At 37.7% G+C, this 15,174-nt stretch carries 20 protein-coding genes; 1 reads left to right on the forward strand and 19 read right to left on the reverse strand.

What is annotated here, in order from left to right:
• Positions 1–162: 162 nt before the first annotated feature.
• The 5 genes from JOD28_RS06480 to gmk form a co-directional block, all read right to left on the reverse strand.
• Positions 163–531 (reverse strand): hypothetical protein, encoded by a 369-nt coding sequence (locus tag JOD28_RS06480; protein WP_204770020.1) that lies wholly within the window; start codon positions 529–531, stop codon positions 163–165.
• A gap of 10 nt (positions 532–541) precedes the next feature.
• Positions 542–919: a CvfD/Ygs/GSP13 family RNA-binding post-transcriptional regulator gene (locus JOD28_RS06485; protein WP_204770021.1), complete on the reverse strand. Its 378-nt coding sequence runs from the start codon at positions 917–919 to the stop codon at positions 542–544.
• A 40-nt stretch (positions 920–959) separates the two neighbouring features.
• On the reverse strand, positions 960–1,469 hold the full coding sequence (locus JOD28_RS06490; RefSeq protein ID WP_204770022.1) for a peptidylprolyl isomerase: 510 nt from the start codon (positions 1,467–1,469) through the stop codon (positions 960–962).
• Between the two features lie 88 nt (positions 1,470–1,557).
• Positions 1,558–1,770, reverse strand: a complete 213-nt coding sequence (rpoZ, locus tag JOD28_RS06495; RefSeq protein ID WP_204770023.1) for a DNA-directed RNA polymerase subunit omega — start codon at positions 1,768–1,770, stop codon at positions 1,558–1,560.
• An 11-nt stretch (positions 1,771–1,781) separates the two neighbouring features.
• Entirely contained in the window at positions 1,782–2,378 is a 597-nt protein-coding gene (gene gmk, locus JOD28_RS06500) for a guanylate kinase (RefSeq protein ID WP_204770024.1), read from the reverse strand.
• Positions 2,379–2,635: 257 nt separating this feature from the next.
• Between gmk and JOD28_RS06505 the strand changes: the two genes are divergently transcribed.
• The gene (locus JOD28_RS06505) at positions 2,636–2,953 is read left to right on the forward strand and encodes a hypothetical protein (RefSeq protein WP_204770025.1); all 318 of its coding nucleotides are present in this window, start codon (positions 2,636–2,638) and stop codon (positions 2,951–2,953) included.
• 59 nt (positions 2,954–3,012) lie between these two features.
• On the opposite strand, the gene JOD28_RS06510 is transcribed toward JOD28_RS06505, so the two are convergent.
• The 14 genes from JOD28_RS06510 to JOD28_RS06575 all read right to left on the reverse strand — a co-directional run bounded on the left by JOD28_RS06510 (position 3,013) and on the right by JOD28_RS06575 (position 15,154).
• Complete coding sequence (locus JOD28_RS06510) at positions 3,013–4,086, reverse strand: metaphase chromosome protein 1 (protein ID WP_204770026.1); 1,074 nt, start codon at positions 4,084–4,086, stop codon at positions 3,013–3,015.
• 50 nt (positions 4,087–4,136) lie between these two features.
• Complete coding sequence (locus tag JOD28_RS06515) at positions 4,137–4,487, reverse strand: hypothetical protein (protein WP_204770027.1); 351 nt, start codon at positions 4,485–4,487, stop codon at positions 4,137–4,139.
• A gap of 142 nt (positions 4,488–4,629) precedes the next feature.
• Positions 4,630–5,220, reverse strand: coding sequence for a YtxH domain-containing protein (locus JOD28_RS06520; protein WP_204770028.1), 591 nt, complete (start codon positions 5,218–5,220; stop codon positions 4,630–4,632).
• Positions 5,220–5,633, reverse strand: coding sequence for a DUF948 domain-containing protein (locus tag JOD28_RS06525; protein WP_204770029.1), 414 nt, complete (start codon positions 5,631–5,633; stop codon positions 5,220–5,222). Before JOD28_RS06525 ends, JOD28_RS06520 begins: the two co-directional genes overlap by 1 nt.
• Before the next feature lie 131 nt (positions 5,634–5,764).
• Positions 5,765–7,321 (reverse strand): ribonuclease Y, encoded by a 1,557-nt coding sequence (rny, locus tag JOD28_RS06530; protein WP_204770030.1) that lies wholly within the window; start codon positions 7,319–7,321, stop codon positions 5,765–5,767.
• Between the two features lie 99 nt (positions 7,322–7,420).
• Positions 7,421–7,885, reverse strand: a complete 465-nt coding sequence (gene smpB / locus JOD28_RS06535; protein ID WP_204770031.1) for an SsrA-binding protein SmpB — start codon at positions 7,883–7,885, stop codon at positions 7,421–7,423.
• Between the two features lie 46 nt (positions 7,886–7,931).
• On the reverse strand, positions 7,932–10,256 hold the full coding sequence (gene rnr, locus JOD28_RS06540) for a ribonuclease R (RefSeq protein ID WP_204770032.1): 2,325 nt from the start codon (positions 10,254–10,256) through the stop codon (positions 7,932–7,934).
• Between the two features lie 73 nt (positions 10,257–10,329).
• Positions 10,330–10,566: a preprotein translocase subunit SecG gene (secG, locus tag JOD28_RS06545; protein WP_308445800.1), complete on the reverse strand. Its 237-nt coding sequence runs from the start codon at positions 10,564–10,566 to the stop codon at positions 10,330–10,332.
• A gap of 84 nt (positions 10,567–10,650) precedes the next feature.
• A complete protein-coding gene (locus tag JOD28_RS06550; protein WP_204770034.1) occupies positions 10,651–11,424 on the reverse strand; it encodes a TrmH family RNA methyltransferase in 774 nt (257 codons plus the stop codon).
• A 70-nt stretch (positions 11,425–11,494) separates the two neighbouring features.
• Positions 11,495–12,406: a membrane protein insertase YidC gene (yidC, locus tag JOD28_RS06555; RefSeq protein WP_204770035.1), complete on the reverse strand. Its 912-nt coding sequence runs from the start codon at positions 12,404–12,406 to the stop codon at positions 11,495–11,497.
• 51 nt (positions 12,407–12,457) lie between these two features.
• On the reverse strand, positions 12,458–12,730 hold the full coding sequence (locus JOD28_RS06560; protein WP_204770036.1) for an acylphosphatase: 273 nt from the start codon (positions 12,728–12,730) through the stop codon (positions 12,458–12,460).
• Positions 12,708–13,814 carry a sensor histidine kinase gene (locus JOD28_RS06565; RefSeq protein WP_204770037.1) on the reverse strand — a complete coding sequence of 369 codons (1,107 nt, stop codon included), beginning with the start codon at positions 13,812–13,814 and terminating at the stop codon, positions 12,708–12,710. Before JOD28_RS06565 ends, JOD28_RS06560 begins: the two co-directional genes overlap by 23 nt.
• 9 nt (positions 13,815–13,823) lie before the next feature.
• Positions 13,824–14,513 carry a response regulator transcription factor gene (locus JOD28_RS06570; protein ID WP_013103281.1) on the reverse strand — a complete coding sequence of 230 codons (690 nt, stop codon included), beginning with the start codon at positions 14,511–14,513 and terminating at the stop codon, positions 13,824–13,826.
• 95 nt (positions 14,514–14,608) lie between these two features.
• Positions 14,609–15,154, reverse strand: coding sequence for a DUF177 domain-containing protein (locus JOD28_RS06575; protein ID WP_204770038.1), 546 nt, complete (start codon positions 15,152–15,154; stop codon positions 14,609–14,611).
• Between the last annotated feature and the right edge of the window lie 20 nt (positions 15,155–15,174).

Consider the following 15,174-nt stretch of genomic DNA (forward strand, 5'->3'; position numbering starts at 1 on the left):
TATATTATCTTACCACGCTCAGTTCCCTTTGTCAACTACTTCTTTTCAATCTCTTCTCAGATCTTCTTGAATTAATTGCCTCTTTCGCCTCGCGTATTGGACAACTATTAATACTATACGCGCTTTTCAAAATAAGTCAACACTTTTCTGAATTTTTTTCAATTATTCTTCAAAGCTCACAAATTCTGTTGTTTGTAGCGTCTCTAATAAGCTGTGGAGTTTGTTTGCGGGTACAAATTCTAACTGATTATTTATAGCCTCTTCAATTATTTTCATATCTGGCACATCAAATGAATACATAGACATCAATGTACCTTCATAATTAACGCTTGTGAGTTCACCTAAACGCCACTGATCAAAATTAATTGGACCAAGTTTTTTAAATTCACGTAAAACCGCGCCTAATGAAGTATCATGATTATGGCGGTGCATTTTAGCTGTAAAAAAATGATACCCTTCTGCATCATGCTTTACTAGAAAATATGGTAAATCGCCCTTTAGTGAAATAGCAGTTGCTGCAATTAATGACATGGTTGCTCCTTTATTTTGCAATACGTTTTAATGCTTCATCGACCCACTCATCACGATGAGCGGCAATCGATTCAAAGCCATAATCAAGGTGGTTATTCGTCCAAAAATATTTTCTCAAACTTAAATTTTTAGGTAATTTCTTTGCTAACGGCATGTTGTCTTGACGTAAAGATAAACTTATTTTACCAGTATATTGTTCAATATCTAAAACAGTCACCTTAACTTTTTTACCGATACGCAACTCGTCTTTTAAATCCTGTACAATTCCAGACTTGCATTCTGAGATATGAATCAAGCCTTGTGTATGATCATTTAGTACCACAAATGCACCGTAGGGCTGGATACCAGTAATTTTTCCTTCTAATTCTTGACCGATGTGATATGTCATAATTAATTCCTCATTTTCATTATAACAAAAAAGCAGACCTTTAGTCTGCAATTTCAATCGTATGAACTTCAACACTTTGACGTGGCTTATCAGACATGTCAACGCTAACCTTAGCAATTTTATCAACAATATCTAGTCCTTCAATAACTTGTCCAAATACCGTGTGCTTACCGTTTAGCCATGGCGTTTCTTCAGCTTGTACAATAAAGAACTGCGATCCGTTTGTATGAGGACCCGCATTTGCCATAGACAATGCACCACGAATATTCAATAACTTATCAGAAAATTCATCTTCAAAGCTACTACCCCAAATACTTTGACCGCCCATACCTGTACCGTCAGGATCGCCACCTTGTATCATAAAATCACGAATAACGCGGTGAAAGATGCCATTATCATAATAACCATTTTTAGCATGTGTAGTAAAATTTTCAACCGTCTTTGGCGCAATATCAGCAAATAATTTAACCTTAATGTCGCCTTGATTTGTTTTAAATGTTGCAACTGGCCCGTTATATACTAAAGCATCTTTTTGTGGATAATCTGTCATTACTTTACTCCTTCTAAAACCATACTGTTTTAATCAATAGAAAAACACCTTTTAGTCATTGGTGTTTTAAATTATGTGGTTCATTCAATTATACTTGGTCTTCTAGTTCTGGGTCGATGATAACATCCCCATTTTCAATTTCTTCAAGTGCACGTCCAACGGACTTGTTAGAGTTGAAATTTTCTCTGGTTGCTGGTAACCCGGCATCCAATTCACGTGCTCGCTTTGCTCCCAAAGCAATTAACTTGTAACGTGAATCAACTTTTTCTAGTAATTTATCAACTGATGGGTAAAGTAACATCGTTATTCTCCTTATAGTGTTTTTTCAAAAACACGTGTGACACGTAAACGTTCAGCTGTAATAATTGCTTTAATACGATCCACTGCATAGACGACACGATCATTTTCAACTGCATAATCGTAATTAATCATCTGCTTTAACTCATCACGTGCAGCTGTCACACGTTTTTCGATCGTTTCTTGTGAATCCGTACCACGACCAACTAGTCTTTCACGCAAATTCGTCAAATTTGGTGGTGTCAAAAAGATATAAACACCCTCAGGCATCTTTGACTTTACTTGTAGTGCACCTTGTACATCAATTTCAAGAAATACATCTCGACCACTTGCTAATGTTTCATCAATAAAGCTTTTTGGTGTACCATAATAATTATTAACGTACTGCGCATATTCTAACATATCACCATTTGAAATTTTTTCTTCAAATGCTTCATGTGAAACAAAGAAATAGTCTTCGCCATCTACTTCGCCAACGCGTGGTTGACGTGTCGTAGCTGAAATTGAGTATTGAAAATCAATACCCTCTTCTTCAAAAATAGCCTTGCGTACTGTACCCTTACCAACTCCTGAAGGGCCAGACAGCACAATCAGTAAACCCCGCTGTGTCATCACTTTTCCTCTTTATGTACTAATGATAATATTATACCCACTTTCACTACAAGTTTCAATGGTGATTTAATATCTTAGTGCTAATGAATATTTGTTCCCCTTGAATATTCATTAGATATTCAAGGCGTATTTACTGATTTAACAGCCATATTTCGTGAAATGAATCATCAAGAATTGGTAAAGGATTTTCTTATTATTTGCTTTTTCAAACATTTGTTCGTATGATATAAATAACGAATCACTCAAGGAGTATCCTGATGCAAAATTATCTCACACACCATCCAATGGACTCATACATGCACCATATCACCGTTTTACTGAACAAATTGACAACACCCAAAAGACAAGTACCTTTGAAACAACAACTTTCAGCAGATGACCTAATTGCGCGATTAGAAATTGCATTAAATACTAAATCACCTGTCACAATTCAAATTAATAATTCCTTGTTAAGTGAGGATGTTGCCAATATTTACGGTTATGTCTATCAAAACAACAAAGGTGAAATTTTGGTACAATCTCCCAAAACACACTCAATGACAATCGTACTACCTGGCACGATCAGACATTTATAATACTTATAGCGTATCAAACAACCCGTAAGACTTCAGAACATGTTTGATACGCTATTTATTTATGCTAACTTATTTATTTTTTCCGAATCAAGTTGTGACAATAGGTAATTTAAGGCACTGATATCTATATATCGATCAATGTCAGTTGTGCCTTTGAGGATATTTCCTAACCCTTTTAATGCACCCTTCTGGCTTAAAAACGTCAAATAAGATTTTACCTCACCACCAATGCCATCTAAACTATCCCATGATGGTTCCCAGTAATCAAGTAAATATGACATTGCAAAATGATTTAATATCTCAGCATCCCATAACTCATGCGTCACATGAAACATTTCTACAATACCTTCGTGGAAAGCAGACAGCATATTTGTAACATTGTCACTAACTACCCCCTTAACGGACGCCTCTTTAAATTGATGTAAATACTTTTCCGAAACGACCATCTCTTGATTTAAGATTTCAGGTTTTAATTCAGGTATTTGCGTTGCACCAACGTTTTCGATTAATGGCTTGATCTTGACCTTAGTTCCTCGAAATGTTTCTTCAATAACAGATAAATTAAAATCATCATCTTGTTCATTTTCTAACAAAAACTTAAATTGCAATTCATCTATCGCGTTAGAACTTTTCATTAACTCAGCAACATCTTTGCCTTGCCACTTAAAAAAGTTAAGCGCTAGTACTGTCCGTACAATCATACGCCAGAAGTTAATATCAAAACTAGAGGTTTGAACGACAAAACGCGCGCTAACATTGCCTTCTTTTAAAAGAAATTGTTGCATATCATACAACACGGGTACCAATAACACAAAATATCGCCAATCACGGTCATCACTATTAACTAATGTTGCTTGCATCACCTCATTTAATTTGACGGTGGCACGTTCATTGCTGGTAAATTGCGTAAAATTATGGTTAACCATCATCGCAATAACATCGTCCAAGAAAAATGATGCAACTTCAAATGTTTCCTGACTATATTTGTCAATATGCGTGAGGTAGAAGCGTGCCCGTAAGAATCCAGCAAAGTCATTATAGTTAAATTCCGGCAACTTGTTCTTTGAAACTAGCTTTTGTTTTCTCTGAACCTGTCTTATTTTTTTTATTTGAGCTGATTTTCCTTGCTTCATTATTCTAAATGCAATGCATCGTGATGCATGCTTCCTCTCTTTAATCGTTATTAAATACTCAAATCTAAACTATACTTACCGTTACCAAATTCACGTAATTTGAACTGAAACACCTGTTCCCCACGGGCTAAATTGCCTGTTTTAACACTAGCTTGCTGTGTGCCCTCTAGTTCAGCAATTTCAATAGATCTATTTACAGCAGACATAACTGGTGCAAATTCTTTGACATCGGCTGCAACATAAAACATTTCTGCATTGCCATATGTTGCGGATTTACGTACTAAATTAACAGAAATTTTATAACGATTTGCATCAAAGATAATGTGATTAAAATTAAAATCGTGCGCATAGTGAAATAGTGATGATAAAAAAGCTGTTGCGTCAAATTTTTCTTTAGCCATGTTTTTAAAGCGTAAAATAATGCGCTGCTATGGGCGGACCCATACTCATTATTAAACGCCACTCCTTTTAATTAATTATGGTCATTCTATAATATAAAAAAGCAGATACTGATAGCACTTTAGTACCTGCATGATTTATTTATTAAAGTGTTTCTTTGGTTTCATCAACCTTCTTTGTGACATCATTGACAACTTGGTCAGCTTTTTTTGCTGCTCCCTCTTTTGCCTTGTCAATAGCATCTGTCGCTGTTTCAGTTACATCCTCAGCGCTTTCCGCAGCTTCCTCAGATAAATCTTTTAAAGCTTCCTCTAACGTCAATTCATCTTGCGTCAGTTCAATATCCTCATTATTGAACTTTTCACGTAAATCATCTAAGGATTCATGTGCCTTATCAACATAAGTAGCTGCAAAATCTTTCGCCTTATCAACATAAGGAGAGGCTTGGTCTGCAAGGTGTTTCACCTGATCAGTAGCTGAATCAATATGCTCACCATATTTTTCTTGGCTTTTCGCTTTTAATTCAGAAGCTTTGTCTTTTGCTTTTTCTGTGACATCTCCGGCGATATCAGCAGCCGAATAAGCTACATCGTAGGCTTTATCGCGTAATAATTCACCAGTTTCATTAGCCCTTGCTTTTAGTTCATTTTGCTTTTCTTTTGGTAGCGCCTTAAAGGCCGCAACGGCTGCCGCTCCTGCTAATATACCTGCTAAAAATCCTTTTACTTTTGACATTACTTAGTCTCCTTTTTAGATGGTTTTCTGGTCTTATACTTATGCATGGCCGTCTTTGCCGCTTGTTTTGCAACTGCTGCAGCCACGCCACTCGCACCAAAACTTGTTGCCGCTTTAGCCGTTGAAAATTTATTAGTTACACTTTGAACGGATGCGTTGAGTTGTGAAACAGTTACTGACAAATCTGCAACAGCTTGCACTGTTGGATCCAAAACCCTAACTTTTCCATTAATATCGTTTAATAATGTATTGGCATTTCCCAAAATCTCATTACTAGAACGAGCGATACTATCAACATCAGTTGTGATAATATCTAGGGAACGTGTCAACCTGAGTAAAAATATGCCTATGAACACTACTAAAAGTAGAAAAGCTACAGCAAAAATAATTAGTGCTAATTGTCCTGGTTCCATAAACGCCTCCTTTTTAAGATCATACCCAAACTTATATCATATATCACTCCATTCACTTTATATGAAAAAAGTCCTAGCATCGTATAATTTAATTATAACAAAAAAAGTTACTCAATGAGTAACTTTTATAATTAATGTGCATAATCAGTGGCACGTGTTTCACGTATAACTGTCACTTTAACATGACCAGGATATTCGAGTTTTTCCTCTATATCTGACTTAATATCATGCGCAAGCACCGTGGCTTGTAGGTCTGTTAACTTTGTTGGTTCAACAATCACACGTACCTCACGACCTGCTTGAATAGCATATGTTGCTTCTACACCATCATAATGGTTAGCTATAGCTTCCAAATCTTTCAAGCGCTGAACATAATTTTCAAGTGATTCACTACGTGCACCAGGCCTTGCAGCACTGATTGCATCCGCAGCAGTTACCAATTCTGAAATTGGTGAAATTGATTCAACATCACCGTGATGTGAAGCAATTGCATTGATAACGATAGGTTTTTCGTTAAACTTTTCAGCTAAACGTACACCTAGCTCCACATGGGAGCCTTCAACTTCGGCATCAACTGCCTTACCGATATCATGTATTAATCCGGCGCGCTTCGCAAGCGCGACATCCATTTTAAGCTCTGCTGCCATCATTCCCGCAAGTTTTGCGACCTCGATTGAATGTTGCAGCACATTTTGACCATATGACGTTCTATAATTCATACGACCAATCATTTTGATTAAGTCTGGGTGAAGACCACGTAGTCCTAATTCAAAGACAGCTTCTTCACCCTTTACTCGTATTGTTTCATCAATTTGCCGACGTGCCTTCTCAACCATCTCTTCAATACGAGAAGGATTGATTCGTCCATCTGCTACTAAAGCATCCAACGCCATTTTGGCAATTTCTCGTCGAATAGGGTCAAATCCGCTTAAAACAACCGATTCCGGCGTATCATCAATAATTAAATCAATACCTGTCAACGATTCTAATGTGCGAATATTACGACCTTCACGACCAATAATTCGGCCCTTCATGTCTTCACTTGGCAAGTGCACGACAGATACCGTAATATCTGCTACAGCATCAGCCGCCGACCGCTGAATTGCTTGCACGATGATATTACGTGCTCGCCGTTCTGCTTCGCTTGTTGCGTCTTCTTCTGCCTCTTTAACTAAGGCCGCACGTTGCCGAACCAAACTTTGTTTCGTTTTGCTTAAAATCTGTGTTTTAGCGTCATTCGGCGTCAACTGCGCAATTTCTTCGAGTTTATCCTTTTGAGACGCTACCAAATCATCTGCTACTAACTGTTTTTGGCTAGCATCATCTAACCTAGTTTGTACTTGGTTCTCTTTTTGAATCAGCTGTGCATCACGCTGATTCAAGGCCGCGTCTTTTTTATCGAGGTTCAAGACACGGTCTTCAAGCCGTTGTTTTTGTTGCTGCAGTTGGGACTGACGTTCCTTAAAGTCTATGTCCACTTGATTACGATAATCTTGCGACATTTCCTTAGCATCAGTCTTTGCTGCACGTGTTAAACTTTTAGCTTCTTTGTTTGCTTGTTCAAGAATGTTAGCTGCAATTTCCTTTGTTGTGGTAATTTGTTTCTTGTCGTATGACAGACGAACAAAATAACCAACAATGAGGCTAATTACAATTGCGAAGAGCACCGAAATGATTGTCACTACCATGAGCTTCTTTCCTTTCAGCTTGTGAAATTTACTTACTTCACATATATTAAGTATATCTATAAACATCGATAACGTCAAACAAAAAAAGCCGTTTGGCTTTTAATTTTTTAAACGCCTTCTCAACTCACGTTCTTGATCACGTCGTTTAATATCTTCACGTTTATCATATCTTTTTTTACCACGTCCAACGCCAATTAACACCTTAGCAAAGCCATGTTTTAAATAAACTTTTAGTGGGACAATAGTGACACCTGCCTCCGACGCAGCTTTACCAAGTGTCGCAATTTCATGCTTATGCAATAATAGCTGGCGTGAGCGTATTGGATCGACGTTAAATTGATTGCCTTGTTCATAAGACGCAATATTGACATTTGTTAATATTGCATTACCATCATGAATTGTGACAAAACCATCCCCAATAGTTATTTGCCCACTACGTACCGATTTAATTTCTGTTCCGGTTAAAGAAAGTCCGGCTTCAAACGTCTCTGCAATCGCATAATTAAATCGCGCTTTGCGATTTTGTGCAAGATATTTATCTGTAATTTGTTTTTTCTTGGCCATAATCTCTTAGCCCCCATCAGCATGTTGCAACATATCAGATTCAAAATTAAAAATTGCGTTTTGAGTCCCGCTTTTGCCCTTGTTTGGCATCTAAAGGCCCTCGCTTTTGTCTTGGCCCCTCTGACTTGCCACGTCGTTCATTTTTACGACGCTCATCTCTATTGCGGCCAGTGCCAAACTTACCATGTGACTTTGTTGCTACTCTAATTTCCGTTGTTGGTGTACTTTCTATATCAATTAACATGAAATCGACTGTACGTTCGTCTTTATTAACGCGCAAAACCTTTACACGAACTTTTTGTCCAATTTGGAAAATGCGATGCTTTGACCGACCAATTAACGCAGCATGTGACTCATCGTATTCATAATGATCATCTGTTAAGTTTGAAATATGAACCAATCCCTCAACTGTGTTTTCCAAACTAATAAACAACCCAAATTTCAATGCTGAATTAATCACACCATTAAACTCAAGACCAACTTTGTCCATCATGTATTCAGCCTTCTTCAAAGCATCCACATCACGTTCTGTGTCGATGGCTCGACGTTCTCGCGTGCTCGTGTCAACACCAATTTGTGCTAATTTACCAGCATATTTTTCTTGGGCGTCAATACCATAACCATGTTTTTCGTACCATTTGATTAAACGATGTACCGTTAAGTCAGGATAACGACGAATCGGAGAGGTAAAATGCGTGTAATACTTTGCGCCCAGACCAAAATGTCCGACTGGATCTGGTGAATATTTGGCTTGCTTCATGGCGCGAAGCATCATCGTAGAAATCATTTGTTCAGTGGGATCACCAGCTACATCAGCCATCAACTTTTGTAACATAAGCGGTGTCACCTTACTAGGATCGCCATAAACCGGGTGTCCTAAGGCCTTTGAAAACTCGAAGAAAGATTTTGCGCGCTCTTCATCAGGAGATTCATGAATACGATACAAAAATGGCACTGCCATTTTGTCAAAATGTTCAGCAACTGTTTCGTTGGCCGTTAACATGAAGGATTCAATCACACGCTCAGCCGTTCCACGTTCACGTAATTGAATATCGACTGCCTTGCCTTGTTCATCTACAATGATTTGCGCCTCTGGTGCATCAAATTCAATGGCACCTCGAGCTTGCCGCTTTTTATACAAAATTTCGTGTAACTCACCCATGACCTTAAACATTGGGGTTAGTTGTGCGTATTCTTCCTGAACGAAAACATCCCCTTCTAAGATTTTGTTAACTGCATCATAGGTCATACGTGCATGCGATTTCATCACTGAAGTATGCAATCGATGGTTTACCACTTGCCCTTGCTTATCGATTTCCATTTCTGCTGACATCGCTAAACGCACAACATTTGGATTTAGCGATGCGATACCATTAGAAATATTACGTGGTAACATTGGAATAACACGATCCGTCAAATAAACAGACGTACCACGCGTATAAGCTTCGGTATCAATGGTTGAACCCTCAGTGACATAATGTGATACATCCGCAATATGGACACCTAAATGATAATTTCCATTATCTAACTTCCAAACAACTACCGCATCATCAATGTCTTTTGTGTCAGCACCATCAATTGTGACAAGTGTTTGTTCAGTAATATCTTCGCGACCTGCCCAATCTGATTTGGGCACATCAACCAAAATTTGTGCTGCATCATCTAGTACCTCTTGTGGAAATTCACTTGGTACTTTTTTTGAACGTACAATCTGTAGTATATCCATGCCAGGATCATCTTTATAACCTAATGACTCTACGACACTAGCAACCAACTCACGCGGATGTATTTTATCAGGAAAGCGTGTGACTTCGGCTACTACGACTTGACCATCATTAGGTGTCAGACCATCTGAATTCACCAAAACCTTGAAACTCATGGCTTTTTTGTCACTGATTTTTAGTTCCCCAATCATATTGTTAGCTTCGGAACCCAATGAAAAAGTCCCAACAATACGTTCATAGGCGTGCTCAATAATTTCTTCTACTTTACCCTCAGGGCCACGATCTGGTGATGGTGACGGTTTCAATGTTGAAACACGGACTTTATCCCCTTGCATCGCTTGTAACGTGTTTTCAGGATTGATAAAAAAGTCAGGCAATTCGGTATCATACTTAACAAAACCGAATCCTTTATCATTTGCCCTATACTCACCCAACACAAATCCTGCATTAACATTATAAGCATATTGACCATTGTCGTCTAAGATATCCCCTTGACGAACTAATGCATTCATCGCATTAACAATTTGTTGATATTCAGCAGCCGAATTCATTCGTAATCCGTCAGCCATATTTTGTGCCGTGAATCGTTGTTCACGGTTAGCTTTTAAAAAGCCATTAATTTGAGATTTTAATTGTTCAATTTCCATTTAATTATTCTTTCTAATTTTTTCCAAATAAAAAGTCAGTCTACAAAAAGAGCAAACTGACCACTATAGTTTTTTAATGTGCTGATAAGTACATCAACGCAAAGCCAATAATAAACCACAAGCCACCAAGAATGGCAGTTGCACGGCGCATAACAGCTTCAAATCCACGCGACTTACGTTCCGCGAACAAGTCACCAGCACCACCTGACAATGCCGATAATGCATCTTGTTGCTTACTTGGCTGCATCATGACTGTCACAATAAGCAAAATACCCACGACAATCAAAGCAACAATAAGTGTTTGTTCCACAGTCATAACCTCTACTTTAAATCTTTAATACTCATTATAGCAAATAAACATCTTGCTTGCACAAAAACATTTATGCTACGCGAATTAATTACCTGCAGCTAAACTAAACATTAAAATACCACCAGCAATAGCAACATTCAAACTCTCAGCTTGACCTTGAATAGGAATATACAAATTTGTGGTTGTTTTTTCAGCTAATTCACTTGACATGCCTTGCCCCTCGTTACCCACGATTAAAGCAAATTGTGTGCTTGGGTCAATAGTACGGTATGATTGCGCCGCCTCATTTAACTGTGAGCCATAAACCGACAAGTTGTTGGCAGTAAGTGCGTCAGCCCATTCATTTAAATCACCATTCAATACTTCTAAATGAAATTGTGATCCCTGCATCGCACGTACAACTTTGGGTGAATAAGCATCAGCCGTTCCTTCACCAAAGACAACACCCTTAAATCCAGCGGCATCAGCTGTTCGTACCAATGTTCCAACATTTCCAGGATCTTGTATGTTGTCAAGCAACAACCAAGCACCATCATGCACATAAGTTGGATCAAATGTTTTGTCCGGTAAAGAAATTTCTGCAAATATACCTTGGGGTGTATTTGTGCCGGCAATATGTTTAGCTACTTCATCACTGATTTCAAACGCGGGTACACCATGAGGAACGTCTGGCAAATGCGTTGCCATTTGTTCTTCGGTAGCCATCACTGCATGAAATTTAGCACTTGCTTTAATTGCTTCCTCAACTAAATGCCAACCATCCAATAAGTAAGTCCGATTTTCTTGACGTCCTTTTTTTGTTGCAAGTTTTTTCCATGCCTTAACACGACTGTTTTGATTTGATAAAATGCGATCCATAGTTTGAATTCTTTCTGTTCCTTATCAGAACTGACAAAAGTACGTCAAACATTTTGACGTACTTAAACAATTAACGTTGTTGCTTTCCAGCATTACGTTGCTTCTTATTTGACATATTTTCAGTGACAACTTTATTTTGTTCAACTGACACTGCTGCCTTAGCGGTATTAGCGCTTTCAGACATCAAATCATCAGCTGTTTTTTTAATTTTAAATTCTCGTGCCACGCGTTTTTCAAGACCTGGTCTCTGAAAATGTTGTATCAATGTTTGTAGCAAAGCAAACAGACCACCAATAACAAAGTAAAGTCCAATAGCACCGCTTGCAATCATTGCAAAAACAAAAATCATAACAGGGCTAATAAAAATCATCGCGGCTGATGTTTTCTTTTGTTCCTCAGGCATATGCTGCATAGCAAGCCAAGCTTGTATTAAATAAACAACACCAGCTGCAATTGCAAATATAATTTGTGGTTTTCCAAGGTCAAAACTTAAAAATGTGGCGCCTTGTAGGGCTGGTGCGTGCAAAATGGCTGAATACAATCCTGAGAAAATTGGCAATTGCATTGCCATTGTCAAAAATGATATACCACCGATAACGCTCACATCATTTTCACGATACAACGACATCATAGCCATGCTGGCCTGTTGTTGTTCTTGAGTTGTGCCTGCTTTTCGCGTTAAAGCTTGTAGTTTATCAATCTCTGGCTTCAGTGTTTGCATTTTGATTTGATTAATCGTTGTATTAATCTGTTGGTTTAAGAAGAATGGCAACAATACAAGGCGCAAAATAACTGTGATGATAATGATAGCCCAACCAATACCGTTAACGCCACCAATAAATTGAGCAATATTAGCCATAATATCAGCCAACGGATGTCCTATCCACCGATACATTTTACTATGTTGATCATATCCACCGGTAATTAAGATAATATCTAAAATGACAAAAGCCGTTGTTAAAATACGCTTTACTTGTTTCATGAGTTTATTTTTTCTCCTGGTTATTACAGAGTTCCATTATACCAAGATTTCTTACCTAATAGCAAAATTATTCGACTCAAACAATGCAATTGACTGTTTAATAATTTTTTCAACATGACTATACGGACCGGGCCCTTGTTTTAATTTTTCAAGAAAACTAGTGACATCAATGGCATCACCCTGTATCTTCATGTCAACCGTGCCATCATTTTTATTTTGAACCCAGCCTACAATATGATATTCCTGTGCCAAATTTTGAGTGAACCAACGAAAACCAACACCTTGTACACGGCCATACACTTTAATCTGATAACTTTTCTTCATCTGTTTTCTCTTTGTATAAAGGCAATCTAATTGTAAACGCTGATCCAGATCCTAATGCACTCTCAAGGGTAATTTCGCCGCCATAGGCTTCAACCAGACGTTGGGCAATGCTTAATCCCAAGCCATTGCCACCCTTAGCACGTGAACGCGCTTTATCGACGCGATAAAAGCGATCAAACACCCGTTGCGCATCCTCACTTGATAGACCTTCACCAAAGTCTTGTACCCCGATTTCAACCCGATTAGGCGTTTGTGACAGTGCAAAATGAATTTCTCGCCGATCTAATGAATATTTCACCGCGTTATCGGCAAGAATAATTAAAATTTGTTCCATGTGATCCTGACGAACTTTAACATTCGCACTTTGGCTTAAGTCATCGTCAAAAGTAAAAATAAAATCCGGGTGAATTAATTTAAAATTATCGAATACTCTATGAACTAAACCACCTATTTCAGTCACTTCTTGGATATTTTCTATTGGAATCTGCTCTGCCCGTGTTAAATTAAGCATTTCATTAATCAATGTTTCCATACGCTGCATCTCTGCTAACGACGACTTAATTGAATCATCTAAAACTTCTGGTTCGTCTTTCCCCCACCTGTTAAGGAGATCCATATGTCCCTTCACAATGGTTACGGGTGTTCGTAATTCATGAGAAACATCAGATACAAATTGTTGCTGCGCACCAATCAAGTTTTGTAGACGATCAATCATGCGATTCAAAACAGTCGTTAAATCAGAAAACTCATCGTTTGCATGTGTTTTCTTAGCACGTACATTTGTCATAGGGTCATCTTGTAATGCTTCAATGGTTGTCTCAATCGACTTGACCGGTCTTAGAATATAACGTGTTAAAATAAATGAAAATACAAAAACAGCACTACCACCCAAGAATACAGTCAACCACAGCCACTGATATAACGTATCTGGGATGTCACCAAAATACTGTTTAATCAATTCAGATATAATCACTTCAAAAATAATAAATATAACAAAAAAACCAGACGCCATCCCCAATGAAAGCTTCCAGCTTAATGAAAAACGGTGTGCTGTTTTTTTAGTTTTGTTAGTTTCTTTAGACATAATTTCTCATTAGCTACGCATAACGTATCCAGTACCACGAACGGTTTGGATATATGATGCCTTGCTTTCTGGGTCATCGATCTTATTACGCAAGTAACGAATATAAACATCGACAACGTTGGTCTCAACTTCTGAATCAAAACCCCAAACTTCTTTTAACAATTGTTCACGTGACTGCACAACATTAATGTTTTCAACTAACGTCAATAATAAATCATATTCACGTTTTGTTAAGTTGATAATTTGATTGTCACGGCGAGCAATACGGTTTTCTTTCTCGATGCGCAAATCTTTAAAATTAATAATCGCACGATGCTTATCATTTGACTCAGTCTCAATCGCAATACGACGGAGCAGTGAACGAATGCGTGCTAATAGTTCTTCAATCGCAAATGGCTTAACCAAGTAATCGTCTGCGCCATAATCTAAACCAGAAATGCGATCAATCACTGAATCACGTGCTGTCATCATTATGATAGGTGTCTTTTTAGATTCACGCAAGCGGCGAGCCACCTCTAAACCATTTAATTCAGGTAACATTAAATCAAGCAAAATAACATCATAGTTATTTGCCAGCGCTGCATCTAGCCCTGCACGACCATCTAAAACAGTTTCAACTTCATAACCTTCGTGTTTTAGTTCCAGTCCAACAAATTTTGCTAAATTTTCTTCATCTTCAACAATCAATACTTTACTCATTAGTTATCCTCAATATTTGAATTGGTATTTCCGATTATATTTCTTATCACTTCTCTATATTTTAGAGTAATTCCTAAAATTTTGCAAGTATTTTCTCATTTTTTGAAAAAATCATCTAATTTAGCCATTCTAGGATCTAAATCAATTTTATCAGCCTTTTTTTTCTCATTTTCAAAGGCTTTTTCGCTAATGACATGCCAATCTTTTCCAGCAGGTAACTGATCGCTTTCAATTTCTTCTGGTGTCAAAATTTGTAACGGCAATTCTGCAATCACATTATCAAGAATAGCTTCATCAACATTTAATGTGTCATTTTCTAATACAAAAACAGGCTCAGTTTCTTCAAAATCCGCCAATCGTTTGTCATCTTCGATATAACGTTCATCAAAGTTTAAGTCAATTTCCCGAATAACTGGTGCCAATGATCTCGAAGAAGGCACTGTGATGTTTCCTGTTACCTTTGCTTGCAGTAAAATATCGTCATTTTCATCATAGCGTATACGACCTATCACGTGTAAACCTGATAAAGCTAGTACGGTTGTTGGAAATCTTTCTTTGGCTACTGCTTCCAATTCTAATGTCGTATCAAGATTTAATGGATTTTGTCGATACTTTTGAAGTTGATTTTTATTAAATTTCATCTTTTCTCCCTAGGTTATGT

The organism is Leuconostoc rapi, from assembly GCF_016908715.1.
GTDB lineage: Bacteria > Bacillota > Bacilli > Lactobacillales > Lactobacillaceae > Leuconostoc > Leuconostoc rapi.